General features: G+C 72.2%; 17 protein-coding genes and 1 pseudogene. 6 read left to right on the top strand and 12 right to left on the bottom strand.

Annotated elements, in window-relative coordinates; all coding sequences use genetic code 11:
• Positions 1-154: 154 nt before the first annotated feature.
• Entirely contained in the window at positions 155-646 is a 492-nt protein-coding gene (locus ACQEVC_RS11085) for a nuclear transport factor 2 family protein (RefSeq protein ID WP_432875956.1), read from the top strand.
• On the opposite strand, the gene ACQEVC_RS11080 is transcribed toward ACQEVC_RS11085, so the two are convergent.
• The 10 genes and pseudogenes from ACQEVC_RS11080 to ACQEVC_RS11035 all read right to left on the bottom strand — a co-directional run bounded on the left by ACQEVC_RS11080 (position 643) and on the right by ACQEVC_RS11035 (position 9,377).
• A complete protein-coding gene (locus ACQEVC_RS11080; protein WP_432875954.1) occupies positions 643-831 on the bottom strand; it encodes a DUF397 domain-containing protein in 189 nt (62 codons plus the stop codon). The genes ACQEVC_RS11085 and ACQEVC_RS11080 overlap by 4 nt on opposite strands.
• On the bottom strand, positions 828-1,361 hold the full coding sequence (locus tag ACQEVC_RS11075) for a DUF5753 domain-containing protein (RefSeq protein WP_432891287.1): 534 nt from the start codon (positions 1,359-1,361) through the stop codon (positions 828-830). Before ACQEVC_RS11075 ends, ACQEVC_RS11080 begins: the two co-directional genes overlap by 4 nt.
• 77 nt (positions 1,362-1,438) lie before the next feature.
• Positions 1,439-1,609: pseudogene (locus tag ACQEVC_RS11070) on the bottom strand (helix-turn-helix domain-containing protein); the annotation flags it as partial.
• A gap of 617 nt (positions 1,610-2,226) precedes the next feature.
• A complete protein-coding gene (locus ACQEVC_RS11065) occupies positions 2,227-3,402 on the bottom strand; it encodes a DUF418 domain-containing protein (RefSeq protein ID WP_432875951.1) in 1,176 nt (391 codons plus the stop codon).
• Positions 3,403-3,488: 86 nt separating this feature from the next.
• Positions 3,489-4,256, bottom strand: a complete 768-nt coding sequence (locus tag ACQEVC_RS11060) for an SDR family NAD(P)-dependent oxidoreductase (protein WP_432875948.1) — start codon at positions 4,254-4,256, stop codon at positions 3,489-3,491.
• On the bottom strand, positions 4,253-5,680 hold the full coding sequence (locus tag ACQEVC_RS11055; RefSeq protein ID WP_432875945.1) for an MFS transporter: 1,428 nt from the start codon (positions 5,678-5,680) through the stop codon (positions 4,253-4,255). Before ACQEVC_RS11055 ends, ACQEVC_RS11060 begins: the two co-directional genes overlap by 4 nt.
• Positions 5,646-6,905, bottom strand: coding sequence for an Ldh family oxidoreductase (locus ACQEVC_RS11050; RefSeq protein ID WP_432875942.1), 1,260 nt, complete (start codon positions 6,903-6,905; stop codon positions 5,646-5,648). Before ACQEVC_RS11050 ends, ACQEVC_RS11055 begins: the two co-directional genes overlap by 35 nt.
• 163 nt (positions 6,906-7,068) lie before the next feature.
• Positions 7,069-7,512, bottom strand: a complete 444-nt coding sequence (locus ACQEVC_RS11045) for a hypothetical protein (protein ID WP_432875939.1) — start codon at positions 7,510-7,512, stop codon at positions 7,069-7,071.
• A gap of 89 nt (positions 7,513-7,601) precedes the next feature.
• Positions 7,602-8,366: an IclR family transcriptional regulator gene (locus tag ACQEVC_RS11040; protein ID WP_432875937.1), complete on the bottom strand. Its 765-nt coding sequence runs from the start codon at positions 8,364-8,366 to the stop codon at positions 7,602-7,604.
• 54 nt (positions 8,367-8,420) lie between these two features.
• Positions 8,421-9,377: a threonine ammonia-lyase gene (locus ACQEVC_RS11035; RefSeq protein ID WP_432875934.1), complete on the bottom strand. Its 957-nt coding sequence runs from the start codon at positions 9,375-9,377 to the stop codon at positions 8,421-8,423.
• Positions 9,378-9,532: 155 nt separating this feature from the next.
• Between ACQEVC_RS11035 and ACQEVC_RS11030 the strand changes: the two genes are divergently transcribed.
• The gene (locus tag ACQEVC_RS11030) at positions 9,533-10,585 is read left to right on the top strand and encodes a DUF4352 domain-containing protein (RefSeq protein WP_432875932.1); all 1,053 of its coding nucleotides are present in this window, start codon (positions 9,533-9,535) and stop codon (positions 10,583-10,585) included.
• Positions 10,586-10,652: 67 nt separating this feature from the next.
• On the opposite strand, the gene ACQEVC_RS11025 is transcribed toward ACQEVC_RS11030, so the two are convergent.
• Positions 10,653-11,642: an NAD-dependent epimerase/dehydratase family protein gene (locus tag ACQEVC_RS11025; protein WP_432875930.1), complete on the bottom strand. Its 990-nt coding sequence runs from the start codon at positions 11,640-11,642 to the stop codon at positions 10,653-10,655.
• A 163-nt stretch (positions 11,643-11,805) separates the two neighbouring features.
• On the opposite strand from ACQEVC_RS11025, the gene ACQEVC_RS11020 reads away from it, so the two are divergent.
• The 3 genes from ACQEVC_RS11020 to ACQEVC_RS11010 all read left to right on the top strand — a co-directional run bounded on the left by ACQEVC_RS11020 (position 11,806) and on the right by ACQEVC_RS11010 (position 13,032).
• Positions 11,806-12,159, top strand: a complete 354-nt coding sequence (locus ACQEVC_RS11020; protein WP_346258693.1) for an STAS domain-containing protein — start codon at positions 11,806-11,808, stop codon at positions 12,157-12,159.
• 96 nt (positions 12,160-12,255) lie between these two features.
• Positions 12,256-12,717, top strand: coding sequence for a large conductance mechanosensitive channel protein MscL (mscL, locus tag ACQEVC_RS11015; protein ID WP_432875927.1), 462 nt, complete (start codon positions 12,256-12,258; stop codon positions 12,715-12,717).
• A 78-nt stretch (positions 12,718-12,795) separates the two neighbouring features.
• Positions 12,796-13,032, top strand: coding sequence for a hypothetical protein (locus ACQEVC_RS11010; RefSeq protein WP_432875924.1), 237 nt, complete (start codon positions 12,796-12,798; stop codon positions 13,030-13,032).
• 166 nt (positions 13,033-13,198) lie between these two features.
• Here the strand turns inward: ACQEVC_RS11010 and ACQEVC_RS11005 are convergent, their stop codons facing one another.
• Positions 13,199-14,131 carry an SCO2521 family protein gene (locus ACQEVC_RS11005; RefSeq protein WP_346258691.1) on the bottom strand — a complete coding sequence of 311 codons (933 nt, stop codon included), beginning with the start codon at positions 14,129-14,131 and terminating at the stop codon, positions 13,199-13,201.
• Positions 14,132-14,373: 242 nt separating this feature from the next.
• Between ACQEVC_RS11005 and ACQEVC_RS11000 the strand changes: the two genes are divergently transcribed.
• Positions 14,374-18,735, top strand: a complete 4,362-nt coding sequence (locus tag ACQEVC_RS11000; RefSeq protein WP_432875920.1) for a HEAT repeat domain-containing protein — start codon at positions 14,374-14,376, stop codon at positions 18,733-18,735.
• The last annotated feature ends 90 nt before the right edge of the window (positions 18,736-18,825 follow it).

The raw sequence follows: 18,825 nt of genomic DNA, 5'->3' as shown, positions 1-18,825 counted from the left end.
TGCATAGACGGGGCAGCTCGACAGTGTCAGGTCTATGCCCCCACCGGTGGCCGGTAGGCCAGCCATACTCCGGACCGGCCGCCGAGCACAGCGCGCGACAGTACAGTTGACCTCGGCCACCTCCGCCCGGCGTTTCACCTGCCCGGAGGCAGCCATGGACACCGACCGTTTCGCCGACGCCCCGCCCGTCGAGCTGCCCAGCCACCGGGCGATCGAGAACCTGATCGTCCGGTACTACGAACTACTGGACGCCGGAGACTTCGCCGGACTCGCCGACCTCGTCGCCGACGCTGGTATCACCTTCGACAGCGGCGCGACGCTGGACGGCCGGGACGCGGTCGAGCGGCTGGTCCACGACATGCTGATGCTGTACGACGACGGGACGCCGCGTACCAGGCATGTCACCAGCAACCTCGCCGTCGAGGTCGACGAGGCGGCCGGTACCGCCGAATCCCGCTGCTACGTCACCGTCTTCCAGGCGCTGCCCGAATTTCCGCTCCAGGCGGTGGCGAGTGGGCGGTGCCGGGACCGATTCGAGCGGCGCGACGCCGGATGGCGCTTCGTGGAGCGGTGGGTCAGCACGGACTTCCTCGGCGACGCCAGCCACCACCTGCGCGGCCGAGGTACCGGCATGGGACGGAGCTAGGGCCGCCGGTCCGGTACCTGAGCGACGAACGCGCGCCACGCCTCAGGCGCGAAGGCCAGCACCGGTCCGCCCGGATCCTTCGAGTCCCGTACGCCGACCGCCCCGCCCAGATCGTCGGCAACCTCCACACATTCGGCTTGGGCGTTGCTCCGGCTTGACTTCTTCCAGCGCTGCTCGGTGGTCACGACTCGTTCACCAGCTTCAGAATCAGGTCCCTGGAGAGGTCACGCGGCAGCGCAACCGCCCTGACAATTTCCCACGACCGTTGCAGGGCGGCAACCGCCCTGGGATCCGTCACGACCCGCCCCTGTAGGTGGTCTTCCAAGAATGCGACGTCCGGACTCTCGTCGAACGACGCGATCACGAACGGCCCTGACTGCCCCAGCCAGAGTCCGGCCGTCGCGGGGACTACGTGAATGATGACCCGGGGACGCCCGCTTAGTCGGAGCAGGTGTTCGAGCTGTTCGCGGAGCATCTTCGGGTCACCGACCCGAAGCGCCACCTCACCGATCACGAAGGTCGTCAGCGGCGAATCGTCGCGGTCGAAGACTGCACGCTGGCGTTCCAGCCGCAACGCGAGCCGCTTCTCCATCTCCTCGGTGCCATGTAACGCCGTCTCCATGACGGCCCGCGCGTACGCCTCGGTCTGGAGCAGGCCGGGGACGAGCAGCGGGTTGCAGGCGCGTAGGGCGACCGCCTCGCGCTCGTACTCCAGCCAGGGCGCAGCCAGACCGGTGCGTCGTCGAAGGCGGTGACCTTGGCGAGCAGCCGGGTGTAGATGCCGCCGGTCTGGAGCCCCTCGTCGATCGCCGCGACGTAGTCCTCGGTCGGTGGCCGGCCACCGGTCTCGACCGCGCTCACGTGCGGGCCGGAGTAGTTCGCGATCTTGCCGAACTCGTCCTGGTTCATCTTCCGGGTCGCCCGAGCCGCCCGAAGCTCCGCGATCAAGAAGTCTGCCAGCATGCCCATGACCTGCCCACGCTCCCTCCACATCCGGCTCGGGGCTACCCGACCACACCCGACAAGTCGGACGGTCGCCCAGTGTCCCGCAATGTCTACCGAACGTAGGCACCATCCGTCCAGAGTGTCGGCAGCGGAACCGTTCGATGCTGGCCCGGCTCGGGCGGAACCGCGCGGGGACCGTCCCCGGAACGCCTCCCCCGCCTCGGGGACGGTCCCCGCTTCCAGCCAGGACAGCAGCGGCGATTGGAGACCGAGCCATGAACTGGCCACGACGCGCACCTCGACCGGTATCACTGGCGCCTCGACACCGCCCCGACTGGCGGCGGCTCTGGCGCTACTGCCGGTGCGGACCCCGCTGGCGCTGCCCCGACGCGTCCGGCCCGACGGCCGGGGGTCGACCGACACCCGCCCGTACCCCGCCCCGGGGCAGCAACACCAGATTCGCGGCATGGACGGCGCCAACCGGTCCGGCTCCGGACGGGAGCAGCGGCCGGCCCGGCTCCGGACGCTGCCCCCGCCTCCCGACCCGTCGCATCTGACCCGTCAACGGCAACCGGTGTCGCCCCCACGGGAACAGGCCAGCCGCGAGGCCGAGGCTGGCCCGTACCAGATAGAGGTCAGCGGACGGACCAGGCAGGGCGTTCCGCGTTGGTGAACCAGCGCAGCAGCCACTCAGCCGGGCCCTGCCCGTGCCGCGCGAGCCACCAGCGGCTGACCAACACCTGCCCGGCGAAGATGGCGACCGCGAAGAGCATCATCTCCAGCGGTGACACCTGACCCACCAGGCCGAAGCCGACACCGGTGAAGATCAGCAGCGTGGCGACGGACTGGCCGAGGTAGTTCGACAGCGCCATCCGGCCGGCCGGGGCCAACGCCGTGCCGAGCCACCGGCCACGATCGCTGTGCACCACCCGGACCAGCGTCGCGGCGTACGCGGCGGCCAGCAGCGGCGCGGTCATCGCACTCACGAGTACGCCGAGCGTGTCGCCGTTGCCACCGAGCGAGGCGTAGACCGCGCCACCCACGATCCCCACCGGAAAACCGACGAGTTGGACGATCCGCAGCCACCGCTCCCGGCCGGTGAGCCCGACCAGCAGCCCCCGGCGGGCGGCGACCATGCCGAGCAGGAACATCGCCAGAGTGGTCGGACCCTGCACGGTCAACTGGGAGAGGCCGTAGAGCGGCAGGGTCGCGATGTGCTCGTGGACCACCGAGCCGAATCCGCCGGCCAGGTTCGCGGCCGACTCCTGGGCGGCGGCGACCTGACTGGCGTGGTCGAAGTAGCTCGACGCGTTCAGGAACAGGATGCTCGACCCCATGCCCAGCAGCAGATAGCCGTAGAGCGCGGCGGCGACGATCAGCGCCGTGCGGTCCCGTATCCCGCGCATCGCCAGCAGGACCGCGCCGAGCAGGGCGTAGACGGTGAGGATGTCCCCGCTGATCAGGAACACCATGTTGATCGCGCCGAGGACGAGCAGGCCGAGCAGCCGGCGTACCATCCGGGGCCGGAACGCCGCCCCGGCCCGCGCCGCCGCCTCCGTCTGGAGCACGAAGCTGTAGCCGAACATGAACGAGAAGAGCAGGTAGAACTTCATTCCGAAGAAGCTGGAGTTGAGCCAGCGCACCGCGTCGTCCAGCCACGAGTCGTACGCCGGGTCGGTGACGGTCATGCTGTAGCCGGTGGCGGCGAAGGTGATGTTGACGACCAGGATGCCGAGCAGCGCGAAGGCACGTAGTGCGTCGAGGTCGGGGATGCGGGTCCGGGAGGCCGTGGCGGCGGTCGCTGTGCTCACCGGTCGAGCACACCAGCGCCGGACCGGACGGTCAGGAGCGCCAGATCCCGGGGCGGGGTAGAGCTAACTCCACCCCGCCCGACGACCTAGTAGACGACGTGTTTGCCGCCGTCGACGATGACCGTCTCGCCGGTGACCATGTCCATGCCGAGCAGCCCGAGCACCGCCTGCGCCACGTGTTCCGGGTCGGCGGTGCGGCGCAGCGGCACCGTCTCGCGCTCCCGGGCACTGCGCTGCGCGAAGCCCTGTTCGCCGTGCAGGCCGGGCTGCCAGCGGGTGTGCTGCACGGTGCCGGGTGCCACCGCGTTGACCCGTACCTCCGGGGCGAGCGCCACCGCCAGGTTGCGGGTGAGCTGGAGCATCGCCGCCTTGCTCACCCCGTAGGCGATCGAGGAGCCGCCGGCCCGGTACCCGGAGATGGACGAGATGTTCACGATCGCGCCGCCGGAGGAGCGCAGCGCGGGGGCGAAGGCGCGGGCACAGCGGAACGCGCCGAGCAGGTTGACGTCGAGCACGTCCCGCCAGACCTCGTCGGTCAGCCCGTCCAGGTCGGGGTGCTCCACCGCCCGGGTACCGCCGGCGTTGTTGACCAGCACGTCGACCCGGCCGAAGGTGCCGAGCACCTGCTCGGCCATGGTGCGTACCTGGGTGTCGTCGGTGACGTCGGCGGCGACCGCGCAGGACCGGCCGGCCCACTCCCGGGCCTGCGCCACGGTCTCCTCGGCCTCCGCCCGCGACCGGCTGAAGTTGACCACCACGGCGTCCGCGCCGGCCCGGGCCAGCGCCAGGCTCACCGCCCGGCCGATCCCGGTACCACCGCCGGTGACCACCGCGACGGTCTTCTCCAGCTTCATCGCGCGGTCTCCATCGGAGTCGAGGCCGTCGGCGGCCCGTCCGCCGCCTTCCCGCCCGGTTCCTCCTGGTACGCGTGCACGGCGCCGATGTCCATCGTCCGGGTCTCCCGGGCGACCAGGAACGCCACCAGCGAGACGACCGCCGTGAAGATGATCCAGAGCGCGACCAGCCAGGGCGAGCCGTCAGCGGTGCTGAGCAGTGCCGCCGCGACCAGCGGGGAGAAGCCGGAGATGGCGGCGCCGATCTCCCGGGAGGCGGCGAACCCGGTGTACCGGACCCCGGCGCCGAACAGCTCCGCGTAGAACGCCGGCTGTACGGCGATCATCGGTGCGAAGCCGATGCCACCGGCGATGATCAGGGCCAGCCAGATCAGCACCGTCACCTCGGAGTTGAGCAGCCAGAAGTACGGGAAGGCGAAGGCGGCGGTGAAGACCACGCTGAACACGTTCAGCGGCTTGCGGCCGATCCGGTCCGACAGCGCGCCGTAGACCGGTTGGACCGCGATCACCACCAGGCCCATCAGGATCACGCCGGTCAGCGCAACCCAACGCGGCTGGTCGAGTTCGTTGGTCAGGTAGGCGACGCTGAAGGTGGCGAAGATGTAGACGATCGCGGTGTCGCAGATGTGCGCGCCGATCCCGACCAGGAAGTTGCGGGGATACATCTTCAGGGTGTCCAGGATCGGCGTCTGCACCACCGTCCGGCTGCGCTCCATCCGGCGGAACACCGGCGACTCGGTGACCCGGAGCCGTACGTAGATGGTTACGAAGATCATCAGGAAGCTGGCCAGGAACGGGATCCGCCAGCCCCAGGATTCGAGCTGGTCGTCGGGGAGCATCCCGACCAGCAGGAACGAGACGGTACCGAGCACCAGACCGATCTGCACCCCGGTCTGGGCGTACGAGGCGTAGTAGCCGCGCCGGTCCGGTGGGGCGTGCTCGGCGAGCAGGGTCGACGCGCCGCCGAACTCGGCTCCGGCGCCGAGCCCCTGGCAGATCCGCATCAGCACCAGCAGGATCGGCGCCCAGACCCCGATCTGGTCGTACGTCGGCAGCAGGCCGATCAGCCCGGTCGCGATGCCCATCACCAGGGTGGTGATGATCAGTGTGGATCGCCGGCCGATCCGGTCACCGAGCCGGCCGAAGAAGAACCCGCCGACCGGGCGGAACAGGAACGCCACCCCGAAGGTGGCGAACGCGACGAGCGTGCCGACCGCCGGCTCGGCGTCCGGGAAGAAGATGTCGTTGAAGACCAGCGCGGCGGCGGTGCCGTAGATGAAGAAGTCGTACCACTCCAGTGCGGTGCCGACCAGCGAGGCCGAGACGACCCGGCGCAGCTCGGCGGGTGGGGTGGTCTCCTGGTCGGACGGCGCGGAGGCGGTCTCGGGCTCAGGCGGGGGCGCGGGGTCCACCGGCGATGTCATCACGATCCTCCTCGGGCGAGGGGGCCGCGCGGTCCGCGCGGCTTCGGGGGTGGGGTACGGGTACGCCGGGCAGCTCGGGCCCGCCCGGCAGTTCGGCCAGTTCGCGCCAGGTGGACGGGGCGAGGGGGATCCCGTCGGAGATCCGGCTGGCGCGGGTGCGCGCCTCCTTCTCACCGGGCACCAGCACGCCGTCCGGGCCGGGGTCGCGCTCGACGGCGGGCGCGGTGTCGCCGAGCAGCCGGCAGAACCCCTCCGACTGGGTCCGGAACCCGGACACCGGCAGGAAGGTCCCGATGTCGATGGCGATCAGTACGGTGCCGTTGGTGTTGTCGTAGCCGGGCAGACTGGAGATTCCGGCGCCGGAGAGCAGCCCGCCGACGATCTCGATCATCACGCTGAGGCCGTAGCCCTTGTGCTGGCCGAACGGCAGCAGCGCGCCTCCGGAGTAGAAGTCGGACGGGTCGGTGGAGTCACGGCCCTCCGCGTCGACCAGCAGGCCGGCGCCGACCCGTTCCTGCCGGACCAGCGAGAGCGCGAGCTTGCCCTCGGCGATCGCCGAGGTGGCGAAGTCGACCACCACCGGTGGCCGTCCCTCGGCCCGGGGCGCCGACCAGGCGAGCGGGTTGGTGCCGAGCCGGCGCTCCCGGCCGCCGTACGGGGCGACGGTCGGGTCGATGTTGCAGAAGGCCAGCCCGATCGCGTCCGTCTCGGCGAGCAGTTGCACGTACTCGCCGAGCCGGCCGATGTGGTTGCAGTTGCCGATCGTCACCACGCCGACGCCGTACTCCCGGGCGAGTTCGCGGGCCTCGGTCACGGCCAGCCGGGCGGCGAGCTGGCCGAACCCGCGCCGGCCGTCCACGACCGCGGTAGCCCGGTGCCGGCGGCGGATGACGGGGTCGGCAGACGGATCGATCATCCGGCCACGCACCGCGTCGACGTACGGAACCAGCCGGCGTACCCCGTGCGAGTCGTGCCCGACCAGGTCGGACTCGACCAGCGAGGTGGCGACGGCCCGGGCGGGCGGCTCCGGGCTGCCGGCGGTGGTGAGGATCCGGGCGGCGATCTCCACCAGTTCGTCCGCCGGTACGGCGACCGGCGGCATCTCGTCGTCGGCCGGCCGGGCGGGATGGCCCGGCGCGCGGCTGCTCGGCACGGTCGACCAGGACGGCGGACGATGCGCCGCCGCGCTGTCGTCGATCCGGTTCCGGTCCCCGCCGCGCGCCATCTGGTGTCACCTCCGGAGCACGCCGTTCCGTCACGCGGAACAGCGTTCCACAGTTACCTTCGTCACAGTCTGGCCGGTAACGCCGAGCAGCGCAACCGGACGGAAACAATTCGGCCCCGCGAGGATCAGACAGCGGCCGTGACAGTGGCCGCGGCGGTGCGGGTCAGCAGGCACCTTCCGTCACCGTGACGGTGGGAAACGAGGGCGACCGGTCGGAGAAGTTGAGGTCGAGCCGCACCGCCAGGCAGACCGGGTGGTCACCGTCCGCGTTGGTGAACTCGTAGAGATCCCCCCGGGAGTCCTTCCCGACATCCTCGATCCGGAGTTCGGAGAGGATGTTCCGGGAATACTTGCCGCTGCCGCCAGGGTTGCCCGCCGAGGCCGCCCGATGAACGTCGACGACCAGACCGTGCACCGGCGTGCGCTCCAACTCGTACGCGGTGTTCCGGGCCGCCGAGTACACCTCGGAGCGGTCGAGGTCGGAGCTTCCGGAGATGACGAGCACCGCGACGATCGACGCCAGCCCGAGCAGCGCGATGACCACGATCTGGGGCATCCGCCGGTTGGCCCGCCGGGCGGCGAACCGGTCCGCTGGATGATCGCTCAACGTCTCCTCCGAAGGATGTCCGTCAGCGCGTTCGAGCCGTTCGCGCACTCTACTCCGGCCGTCGACGCGAGTGGCCCGGCCGATGGCGGTCAGCTCGGGACGGTGCGGGCGCCGAGGGCCCGGGAGACCTGTCCGGCGGCCTCGACCACCTGCCGGCCCACCTCGTCCGCCGACTGGTCCGCCGCCTCGTAGCTGAGTGTCGCCGCGCTCACCCCGCCGATCACGTGCCCGGCGTGGTCGTACACCGCCGCGCCGGTCGCGGAGACCCCGGGCTCGTTCTCCTCGTGGTCCTCGGCCCAGCCCCGGGACCGGACCGTGGCAAGCTCGGCGAGCAGCGGTCCGACCTCGACGATCGTGCCCGGCGTGTGCCGGCGCAGCCCGGTCCGCTCGGCGAGCGCCACCACCCGGTCGTCGTCCAGGGTCGCCAGGACAGCCTTGCCGATCGACGTACTGTGCAAATCGAGGCTCATCCCGACCCGGGAAGCGAGCTGGTACGGCTTGCCCGCCTCCACCTTGGCCACGTAGACCGCCTCGTCACCGTGCAGCAGCGCCAGGTGCACCGTACGGCCGGTGCGCCGTTGCAGCTCCTCCAACTCGGGGCGTACCCGGGCGGGCAGGTCCAGCCGGTGCATCACCCGACCGGCCAGCGCGAGCATCCGGGGCCCGGTGAAGTAGTCCCCGTTGCCGGTGGGCCGGGCCAGCCCGCGCTCGACCATCACCTGGAGAATCCGGTGCACGGTCGCCTTCGGCAGGTTCGTCGCCGCCGCGATGTCGGTCAGCCGGCTGTGCTCGACCAGTGCCTCCAACACCGCGAACGTCTTGTCCGAAGCGCTCGCACCGGTCCGGTCAGCCATGGTTCCAATGTAGGGAATGCCGCCGGTCGGCTCGCTCGGGCCGCATCCGCGCCGTCAGCCCGCGTCGGGGCGGCCGGCGGCGGCCACCAGTACCGCCGGGTCGACGTTGCCGCCGCTGACCACCGCCACCGTACGCCCGGCGGGCAGCTCGGCCGCGTGGAACATCCGGGCGGCGGTGGCCACCGCGCCGCTCGGCTCCACCACCAGCCGGGCGTCCCGGACCAACCGGGTCGTCGCGGCGGCGATCTCCTCCTCGCTGACCGTCACGATGCTGTCCAGCCGGGCGCGCAGGTGTGCGAAGGTCAGCGCGGAGAGGTTGGTCCGCAGCCCGTCCGCGCTGGTCCGATAGGTGCGGGCCGGTTCCCACTGGCGCAGCTCGCCGCTGCGCAACGACTCGGCGGCGTCGGCGGCGAGTGCCGGCTCGACCCCGACGACCCGGGCACCCGGGCGCAGCGCCTTGACCGCGGTGGCGACTCCGGAGGCGAGCCCGCCCCCGCCGACCGGCACCAGCAGCACGTCCAGCTCGGGCAGGTCGTCGAGCACCTCCAACCCGATGGTGCCCTGGCCGGCGATGATCCGCCGGTCGTCGAAGGGCGGGATCAGGGTCCGCCCCTGCTCGGCGGCGATCGACTCGGCGACCGCCAGCCGATCGGCCGGGGCGACCATGCGTACCTCGGCGCCGAGAGCGCGTACCTGGTCGACCTTTGCCGCCGGAGCACCCTCGGGAATCACCACCGTGCACGGCACGCCCCGGGCCCGGGCGGCGTAGGCGAGCGCCTGCCCATGGTTGCCGGAGGAGTGCGTGACCACGCCTCGGGCCCGCCGGTCGGCGTCGAGCCGGGCCACCGCGTGCATCGCACCACGCAGCTTGAACGAGCCGACCGGTTGCAGGCTCTCCGGTTTCAGCCAGAGCTGGTCGTCCCAGCGGCAGGGCAGCAGGGGCGTACGCAGCACCACACCGGTCAGGTCCCCCGCCGCGGCCCGTACGTCGTCGACGGTAACGAGATCCACCGGATCATCCTGCCACTGCGCTCACCCGCCGGTCCGGAGCGGTTCGGCCGGACCCTCCCCGCCTCGCCGTCGGGTACGAAGATGACGATCCCACCGGGATGAATACGGCTAAAGCCTACTATTTTCCAGAGGCCCCGGATGATATGAGGATCGTGATGACCAGCCCCGACCCGCCCGGCGAGCAGCCGTACCGGCCCGACGCCGGTTTCGGCGATCCGCCGACGGGCGGGGACCGGCCGGCCGAGCCGGTTCCCCAGTCGTGGGACTGGGCGATCGACCCACCGCCGCCGGAGGGGCCGGCCCGGGAGCCGACCCCGGATCCGGCGGCCGGACCGACCATCGACGAGGTACCGGATCCGCTCCCGTTGACCGGCCGCTTCCCGGACACGGTCGCGCCCGGCGCGGGCCCACCCTCCCCACCGCGTCCCGAACGGCCCGCCGCAGCGCAGTCCTCGCCGCCCGCCGAGCCGCCGCCCGCCGAGCCGCCGCCCGCCGAGCCGCCGCCGGACTGGTCCACGCCGGAGACGCGGGTCAGCACCCCGCCGCTGAGCGGTTACCCGCCGCCGCAACCGCCGATCTGGGCGCCCCGACCGACCGGCCCGGAGGGCGGGGCCGGGCCGGAGGCGGGCCGACCACCGCCGGGCGGCACCGCAAAGGCTCCCGAGTTCGTGCGCCCGACCGACCGGCGGTGGTGGTTCCTACTCGGCCTCGTCGCCGCGGTCCTCTCCTGCTGCTGCGTGGCCGCTGCCGTGGTCGCGCTGACCTGGGGGCCGGACTTCTACACCGGGCTGCGCGACCGGGCCCCCCGGGTCGTCGGCCTCAACCAGCCGGCCCGGGACGGCGATCTCGAGTTCCAGGTGCAGGAGGTGCGCTGCGGGCTCACCGAGGTCGGCGACCCGCTGGTCAGCCAACTCGCGATCGGGCAGTTCTGCGTGGTCGACCTGGCGGTGCGCAACCTGGGCCTGCGACCGGTGACGTTCCAGGACAGCTTGCAGATCGCGTACGGGCCGGCGGGGCAGCGGTTCGGGGTGGACAGTTCGGCCGGACTGCTCGCCAACGCCGACCAGCTCGGTTTCCTCAGCGAGATCAACCCCGGCAACCGGGTCACCGGGGCGGTCGTCTACGACATCCCGCCCGACGCCCGGATCGTCCGGCTCCGGCTACGTGCCTCCGCCACCTCACCCGGAGTCCAGGTTCGCACCGGATAGCCGGGGCGACCGGCGTGGCGGGCCCGACCGGGTCAACGGGCGTGCCCGAGTACTGATCCGGGCCGGGTCAACGGGCGTGCCACGCGGCGAGGACCTCGGCCTCCTCGGCCTCGGTGAGGCCGATCCGCCGGCCCGCCTCCGGGCCGGCCGTGGCGAGCCAGGCCGCGGTGTCCCGAGCCGTCTCGGCCAGCGGCCGCGTCCGCAGCCCGGCCGCCAGGCTGGGAGTCACGTCCCGGGTCAGGAAGCCGGCGTACTCGGGCACCGGCAGCCAGAGCGGCAGCGACCGCGGGCCGGACCAGGGCTCCACCCCCTGCTCCGCCAGGAACTCCTGCGGCACCCAGCTCAGGGCGGCGCCCTCGGGGAGTACGTCGGCCAGGAAACCGGCCCGGGTCATCGGCGCGCCGGTGCCGTCGTACGTGCCGGTGAGTCCGCGTTCACCGGCCGCGACGATCCAGGCGGCCAGGTCGCGTACGTCCACGAGCTGCACCGCGTCGTCCGGCGAGCCGGGCGCGAGGACCTCGCCACCCCGGGCCGCCCGCCGGACCCAGTATTCGAAGCGCCCGCCCGGATCCTCCGGCCCGACGATCAGCCCGGCCCGGCAGACGAAGACCCGGCCGGCGAACGCCTCCGTCACGAGCTGTTCACAGGTCACCTTGCAGGCGCCGTACGACTCCGCGGACAGCTCCGGGTCCTCCGCGTCCCGGGGTGCGGGTGCCAGTACCGGGGCGCTGTCGACCCGCTGGCCGACGGTGACGGTGTCCGCGTACACCGAGGCGGTCGAGACGAACGTGAAGTGCCCCACCCGACCGGCGAGCGCGGTCGCCGCGTGCCGGACCTGGTCGGGGTGCCGGGCCACGTCGACAACCGCGTCGAAGTCGCCGGTGAGCGCGGCCAGGCCGGCCGGGTCGGTGCGGTCCACCCGGACGAAGCGGACGCCGTCCACCGGGTCCCCGGACGAGCCCCGGGCAGCGCAGGTGACGTCGTGGCCGGCGGCGAGGGCCTGCCGGGCAACGGCCCGGCCGAGGAACACGGTGCCGCCGAGGACGAGGGTTCGCATTTGGCGATGGTGCCCGGATCGGGGGCGTCCGGTAACCCCTGTTCGCGCAGAGCGGACCGTCTCCACCGCCCGGGCATCGGGCCGACGGCTGACTTCCGCCGCCCGTCATGCGTACCGGGCCGGTTGTGGAGTACGGTTCGACCGATATCCCAGGAGGTCGCGAATGTCCCTGACGGTGCACACCGAGGAGCGGGCCGACGTCGTCGTCGTGTCGGTCGCGGGCGAACTCGACATGGCCACCGCGCCGAAACTTCAGGACCAGATCACGGACCTGCTGGAGAAGGGGCACACCCGGCTGGTCTTCAACCTGGCCGAACTGACGTTCTGCGACTCCACCGGGCTCTCCGTCTTCGTCCGCGCCCGGAACAGCGCCGACGAGGCCGGCGGCATGGTCCGGCTGGCCGCGCCGCGCCGGGGGGTGCTGCGCATCCTTGAGGTCAGTGGCCTGGTGGAGGTGCTCCAGACGCACGCCACGGTGGACGAGGCGGTGGCCGGCGGCCCCGCCGGCACCGACTGAGGCGTCCTCCGCCGGCCGCCGGCCACCGCTTTTCGTCCGCACCGCACTGGGCACTAGGTTGTCGACCGACACGAATCCGGCAACCTGGAGACGCCAATGCTCAAGGGCTTCAAAGACTTCATCATGCGGGGCAACGTCGTCGACCTCGCCGTCGGCGTGGTCATCGGTGCGGCCTTCACCGGCCTGGTCAGCCAGTTCACCAACTCGTTCCTGAAGCCGCTGATCACGATGTTCGGCGGCGAGGACGGTCTGAAGGCCGGTACCTGGACACTGCCCAACGACGCCAAGGTCGACTGGGCCGCGTTCATCAACGCCACCATCACCTTCCTGATGACCGCCGCCGTGCTCTACTTCCTGGTGGTCTTCCCGATGAACAAGCTCGCCGAGCGGCGTCAGCGGGGTGAGGAGCCGGCGCCGGCCGCACCGAGCGAGGAGATCAAGCTGCTCACCGAGATCCGCGACGCGCTGGTCGCCGCCGGCCGGGCGCCGAACCGGCACCCCGAGGGCCCGGACGAGCGCTTCGGCCAGCAGTACCCGCCGGCGCCGCGCCGCCCCTGAGCCCGCGGCGTCACCTGCCCGGGTGACGGGTCCGGCACCCGGTGATCTTCTCGAACGTACGTTCGATAAGGTCCCGGCATGGAACAACGAAAGCACTGGTGGAACGGCAAGTGGGGGCGCCTGGCACGGCGCGATGTCTACCTCCGGGCGGATGCCGACCAGTGGCACGTGGAGCAGCGCGCCGGCGGGGCCGAGGGGATCTCCCGGTACTACGAGTTCGACAGCGAGGACGCGGCGTACGACGTGGTCCGGGCCCTGCTGGCCGGGCCGGACACCTGGCGGGAACTCTCCGCCCGCCCGCCCGGCGCCGGCTGACCGACCGGGCGGCGGGCAGGCGGGCGACGGTGCGCAGCGATCGGGCACGGGTCGTGCGGGATCCGGGGGACCGCGCGGCTCTACCGGACAGCGGAGGTCGACGGGACGGCGCAGCCCGACCGGACGGCGCTGGCGGTCAGCGGGGTGACGGTCAGCGGGGCGGCGGTCAGCGGGGTGACGCCTCCAGCAGGGCGATGGTGCTGAGCGTGACCTGGTCGCGGATCCGGGTCACCGAGGTCTGCCACTGCCGGGTGAACCCCGGCCGGTGTTCGAGGTCCCGCCAGACCGGCAGCACCGACTCGTCCAGCCGGGCGGCCGGCATCCAGAGGTGCAGCAGGCAGTCGATCGCCGGGCGGAGCCGGTCGATCTTCTGCGTCCGGGTGCCGGGCCCGGTGAGGCTGAACTCGATCAGCGACAGCAGCGTGGTGAGCAGCCAGTCGTGCAGCGCCAGGTCCTCGCAGAACTCCACCAGCGCCGGTACGGTCTCCTGCGGCGCGGTCAGTTCCAGGGTGCGCAGCGTGTCGGACTCGATCCGGAACTTCCCGTGCGCCTCGGTCCCCGGGTCGGCGGCCGGCAGCACCGCCCAGCGCAGCCGGGTGCGCTTGGTCCGGAACGGCGGGCGGCGGTCCAGCCGGGACGAACTCTGCACCGCGTCGATCAGCCGGGCGCTGATCGCACCCAGGTTGAGCGTCTGCGGCTGGTAGGTGGGCCCGAGGAAACCCTGGGCCACGTCCCGGATGTCGACCTTGCCGATCGTCTCCACCCAGCCGGGCCGGGACAGGTAGTGCGACCAGATCAGCCGGCGGTTGCTGGCGGCCCGGTCCAGCCGGGTGTAGGTGGAGCCCTGCAACACGTGCCCGCCGGTCACCGCCGCGTGCGAGACCACCGTCCCGACGCCCCGGGTACGGCTTCCGGAGCGGGTCGGCAGCCGGCAGTCCACCCCGGTGAGTTGGTCCGGCGAGACCGCGTACGCGATCGGGCGCTCGGACCGGCGGACCCGCTGGCCGACCAGGAAGTCGAGGAGTTGGGCGGTGTTCTCCAGCGAGAGCGAGCTGGAGTTCTGTAGGAGTCCGGTGTGGACTTCGCCCAGGGTCAGCATTGCGCTCCTCCGCAACCTCTTGGGCACCGTGACCGGCATCACCGGGGCCGCGTCGCCGTGACAGCGTCACCGTAACCGATGTCCGCGACGGGAACGGTGATCGGCGACCGGCAATTCGCCATGGTACGCCCGGCCACCTCCGGCAGGCGGCGACCGGCGCCTCCCACCAGCGGAAACCACGTCCTTGCGTCCTATTGATACGGTTGCGTTACGCGCCGCTCAGCCGCCCCCTAGGAGCCGCCGTGACCAAGGTCTACGTCTCGGCCACTTTCCGGGATCTCCAGGAGTGCCGGGCCGCCGTCCAACTGGCGCTGCGCCGGCTACGGGTCGAGGACATGGCCATGGAGTCGTACGTGGCCGAGGACCGGCGCCCGCTCGAACGCTGCCTGGCCGACGTCGCCGAATGTGACGTCTACGTCGGCATCTTCGCCTGGCGGTACGGCTTCATCCCGGCCGGCTACGACCGCTCGATCACGGAACTCGAATACCGGGAGGCGCTGACCGGCGGCAAGCCCTGCCTGATCTTCCTGCTGGACGAGGAGGCGCCCTGGCCGCGCAGCTTCGTCGACCGGGGCCGGGACGCGGAGCGGATCGAGGCGCTCCGGGCGGAGCTGGCCGACCGGCACATGTGCAGCACCTTCCGCGACCCGGCCGACCTGGCCGCGATGGTGACCGCGGCGGTGGCGAACTGCCTCACCGACGCCGGGGTGCCGGCCGGCGGTGGCATGCACACGCTGAGCCGGGACACCCTCAAGCAGTACATGCTCCGGCTGCGCCAGCACTACGGGGTGCTGGACCTGGACGCGCTGACCCCGGAGCAGACCGAGGACTATCTCCGGATCCAGTTGATGTCGGTCTTCGTCGAGCAGTGGGTACGCGAGGACCCGCCCCCGGCCGAGCTGCCCCGGGAGTGGCTGCGCCGGATGCAGTCCGAGGGGCGGATCGGCACCGAGGACGTGCCGGAGGAGGTCGATCCCCGCGAGCTGGTGCAGTTGCACGAGTCGTACCGGGCGAAGCCGTTGCAGCGGCTCTTCGACGTACTCGGCGCGCCGGACCAGCGGGCGATCGTGCTGCTCGGCGACCCCGGCTCGGGCAAGTCGACCGCGGCCCGGTACGTCACGCTCAGCCTCACCGGCGGGCCCGTCGACGACCGGCTGACCGCGCTCGCCGACCACCTGCCGCTGCTGATCGAGCTGCGCTCGTTCATCACCCTGGCCGCCGAGGGCAAGTGCGACAACTTCGTCGACTACCTCGACCACCGGGCCAGCACCGACGGGCTCGGCATCGAGCGGGCCGCCCTGCTGCGGCATCTCGGCGTCGGCGGCCGGGCGGTGATGATCCTGGACGGCCTGGACGAGGTCTTCGACCGGCACCGCCGGGAGGAGGTGGCCCGGCAGATCGCCGGGTTCGCCGCCAACCACCCCCAGGTACGGATGATCGTCACGTCCCGGATCATCGGCTACTCGCGCCGCATCCTGACCAGCGTCGGGTTCGTGCACTACACGTTGCAGGACCTGGACGAGGAGCAGACCGGCGACTTCCTGTCGAGCTGGTACCGGCTGGCGATCCGGGACCGGCCGGAGGACGCGCACGCCCAGCGGGCCCGGCTGCTGGACGCGATGCGGCACTCGCACGCCATCCGGGAACTCGCCGGCAACCCGCTGCTGCTGACCATCCTGGCGATCATCGGCAAGCACCAGCCGCTGCCCCGGGAGCGGTGGAAGCTCTACGACCACGCCGCCACCGTGCTGGTGGCGCAGTGGGACACCGACCGGCACCTGCGGGAGGAGTCCCCGGCCGCCGGCTTCCTGGACCCGGAGGACAAGAAGGAGCTGCTGCGCCGGCTGGCGTACCGGATGCAGTCGGCCGACCGTGGGCTGACGGTCAACTACATCGACCGGACGGAACTCAGCGACGTCTTCGAGCAATACCTCGTCGAGCGCTACCGGCGGGACGCCGCCACCGCCCGGACCATCGCACTGGCGATGATCGACCAGTTCCGGGAGCGGAACTTCATCCTCAGCCGGTACGGCCCGCAGGTCTACGGCTTCGTGCACCGCACCTTCCTGGAGTTCTTCTGCGCCGATGCCATCCTGGCCAAGTTCCAGCACGACCAGGTGCTCTCCTTCGAGCAGCTCAAGGAGCTCTTCCGGCAGCACTGGGCCGACCTGTCCTGGCGGGAGGTGCTCCGGCTGCTCGCCGGCGCACTGCACCAGAACCACACCGCGCAGCTCATCCAGTTGCTCACCACCGAGGTCAACCAGCCCTGGCCGCCGGCCGACTTCGCCCCGCCGCCGTGGAACCTGGCGCTGGCCGTGCAGTGCCTGGCCGAGGTGCGCAACCTGCACAGCGCCGCCGCCAAGCCGGCGGAGACGCTGCTGCGGCAGCTCATCCTGCTGCTGGAGCACTGCGTCTCGATCGACGACCGGGAGACCGCCCGGCTGATCGACGAGGAGATCCTGCCGGCTGCCAAGGCGATCGGGGCGAACTGGCCCGGCCGCAAGATCTACCTCTCCTGGTACCGGCGCCGGGGCGTCCGGGTCGTCTGGAACCCGGTCTCCACCCACGCCGCCCGGCTGGCCGCGATGCTCTCCACCCCGGCCGAGCGGATCGACGACCTCTTCGACGACGTGCTCGCCACCATGGACGACAGCCCGGCCTCCTACGCCTCGGTCGCCGGCCTCGCCGAGCTGGCCCAGCTCGCCACCAACGCCGTGGACAGCCCCGCCCACCAGGCCGCCGCCGCCCGGGCCCGGACCCGGCTGATCAAGCGCGCCCGGGCCGACAACCACGCCGGGGTACGGCTGGCCGCCGTGCAGGCTCTCGGGGAGCGGTTCGGCACCGACCCCGAGGCGCGCGACCTGCTCATCGAACGGGTCCGGGCCGACGGGTACGCCGGGGTGCGGCTCGCCGCGGTGCAGGCGCTCGGCGAGCGGTTCCGGGACGAGCCGAACGTCCGCGACCTGCTCCGGGAACGCGCGCACGCCGACGAGCACGCCAGCGTACGGCGTACCGCGATCCAGACCCTCGGCGACCGGTACGGCGGCGACGACGAACTCCGGGACGTGCTCGTCGAGTGCCTACGCACCGACACCGACGCCGAGGTGACCCGTACCGCCGCGCACGTCCTGGTCGAGCGGTTCGCCGCCACCCGGCACGTCCGGGACCTGCTGATCGAGCGTGCCCGCGACGACACCGACCCGGTGACCCGGCGCACCAGCGTGCGGGTCCTCGGCGAGCGGCTGGCCGGCGACGCCAAGGTCCGGGCGGTGCTGATCGACCGGGTCCGGGTCGACCGTGACCCGGGGGTGCTCCGGGCCGCCGCCCGCGCCCTGATCGACCAGCACGGCCCGGACACCGCCACCCGGGACCTGCTGGTCAGCCGCACCGGCGGGGACACCGACGAGACGATCCGGCTGGTCGCGCTACGGATGCTGGTCGAGCACTTCGAGCGGGACACCGCACTGATCGAGCTGCTGGTCACCGCCGCCCGCCACGACCGGGACGCCGACGTACGGCTGCTCGCCGCCCGGGCGCTGACCGACGAGATCGGCGCCGAGGCCTCGGTCGGGGCGGCGCTCGGCGAGCTGGCGCTGCGGGACCGGGACGCCCGGATCCGGCTGGTTGCCGCCCGGGCCCTGATCGAGCGGGTCGGGATGGACTCCGCCGTCTCCGAGGTGCTCGCCGGGCTCGCCCGGGACGACTCCGACGCGGCCGTCCGCCTCGCCGCCGTCAACGCCCTCGCCGACACCGTACGCCGGGATCCGGCCACCCGGGAGGTGGTGCTCGACCGGGCCCGGGACGACTCCGACGCGGAGGTGCGGCTCGCCGCGCTCCGGGCGCTGACCCGGGAGCCGCAACTGTCCGAACAGGTCTACCAGGTGCTGGTCGACCGGGCGCACCACGATCCGGACGCTGGCGTCTTCGCGCTCGCCGCCACGGCGGTGGTGGAGCGGGGCGCCTCCCGGGACGACGTGCACGACCTGCTCGCCGGGCGGGTGCACGGGGACAGCAACGCCCGGGTCCGGCTCGCCGCCGTACGCCTGCTGGTGCAGCGGGTCGGCGTCGACGCCGACGTCCGGGAGGCACTGCTGGAACGGATCCGGCACGACCCCGACGCCGAACTCGTGCACGAGGCCGCCGTCGAACTCGCCACCCGGCTCGGCACCGACGTGGAGCAGTGCGAGGTGCTGATGGCCCGGGCCACCGGAGAGGATCCGCAGATCCGCACCGTGGCGGTACGCATCCTCGGCGAGCACTACGGCGCCGACCGGGCGGTACGCGAGCTGCTGATCGAGCGGGCCGGCCACGACAAGGACGTGCAGGTGCGCCGGGAGGTGCTGCGGGTGCTGGGCGAACGCCTGGCCGAGCATCCGGAGGTGCGTACCCTCTTCGTGGAGCGGCTGCGCGACCAGGACTGGTCGGTGCGTGCCGCCACGGTGCAGGCCCTCGGCACCCACTTCGGCGACGACCACCAGACCCGGGAACTTCTCACCGAACTCGCCCGGGACGATCCGGACCCGGGTTTCCGGCGCCGGGCCGGTCAGGTGCTCACCTGGCTACCCGACGCGGACCCCGACCACCTGCCGGACGTACGGCGGTGAGCGGCGTGCGGTCAGTGAACCTTTTTCAACCTGAACCGCGCGGCGCCCTCGCACCGCGTCCAACCTTGCGGTCCTGCCGACCGCAAGGGG

Origin of the sequence: Plantactinospora sp. CA-294935 (assembly GCF_050936445.1) — a bacterium.
In the GTDB taxonomy this organism is placed as follows: Bacteria; Actinomycetota; Actinomycetes; order Mycobacteriales; family Micromonosporaceae; genus Plantactinospora.
Note: the sequence above shows the minus strand (reverse complement) of the source record. Positions and strands in the feature narration are given on the sequence as shown.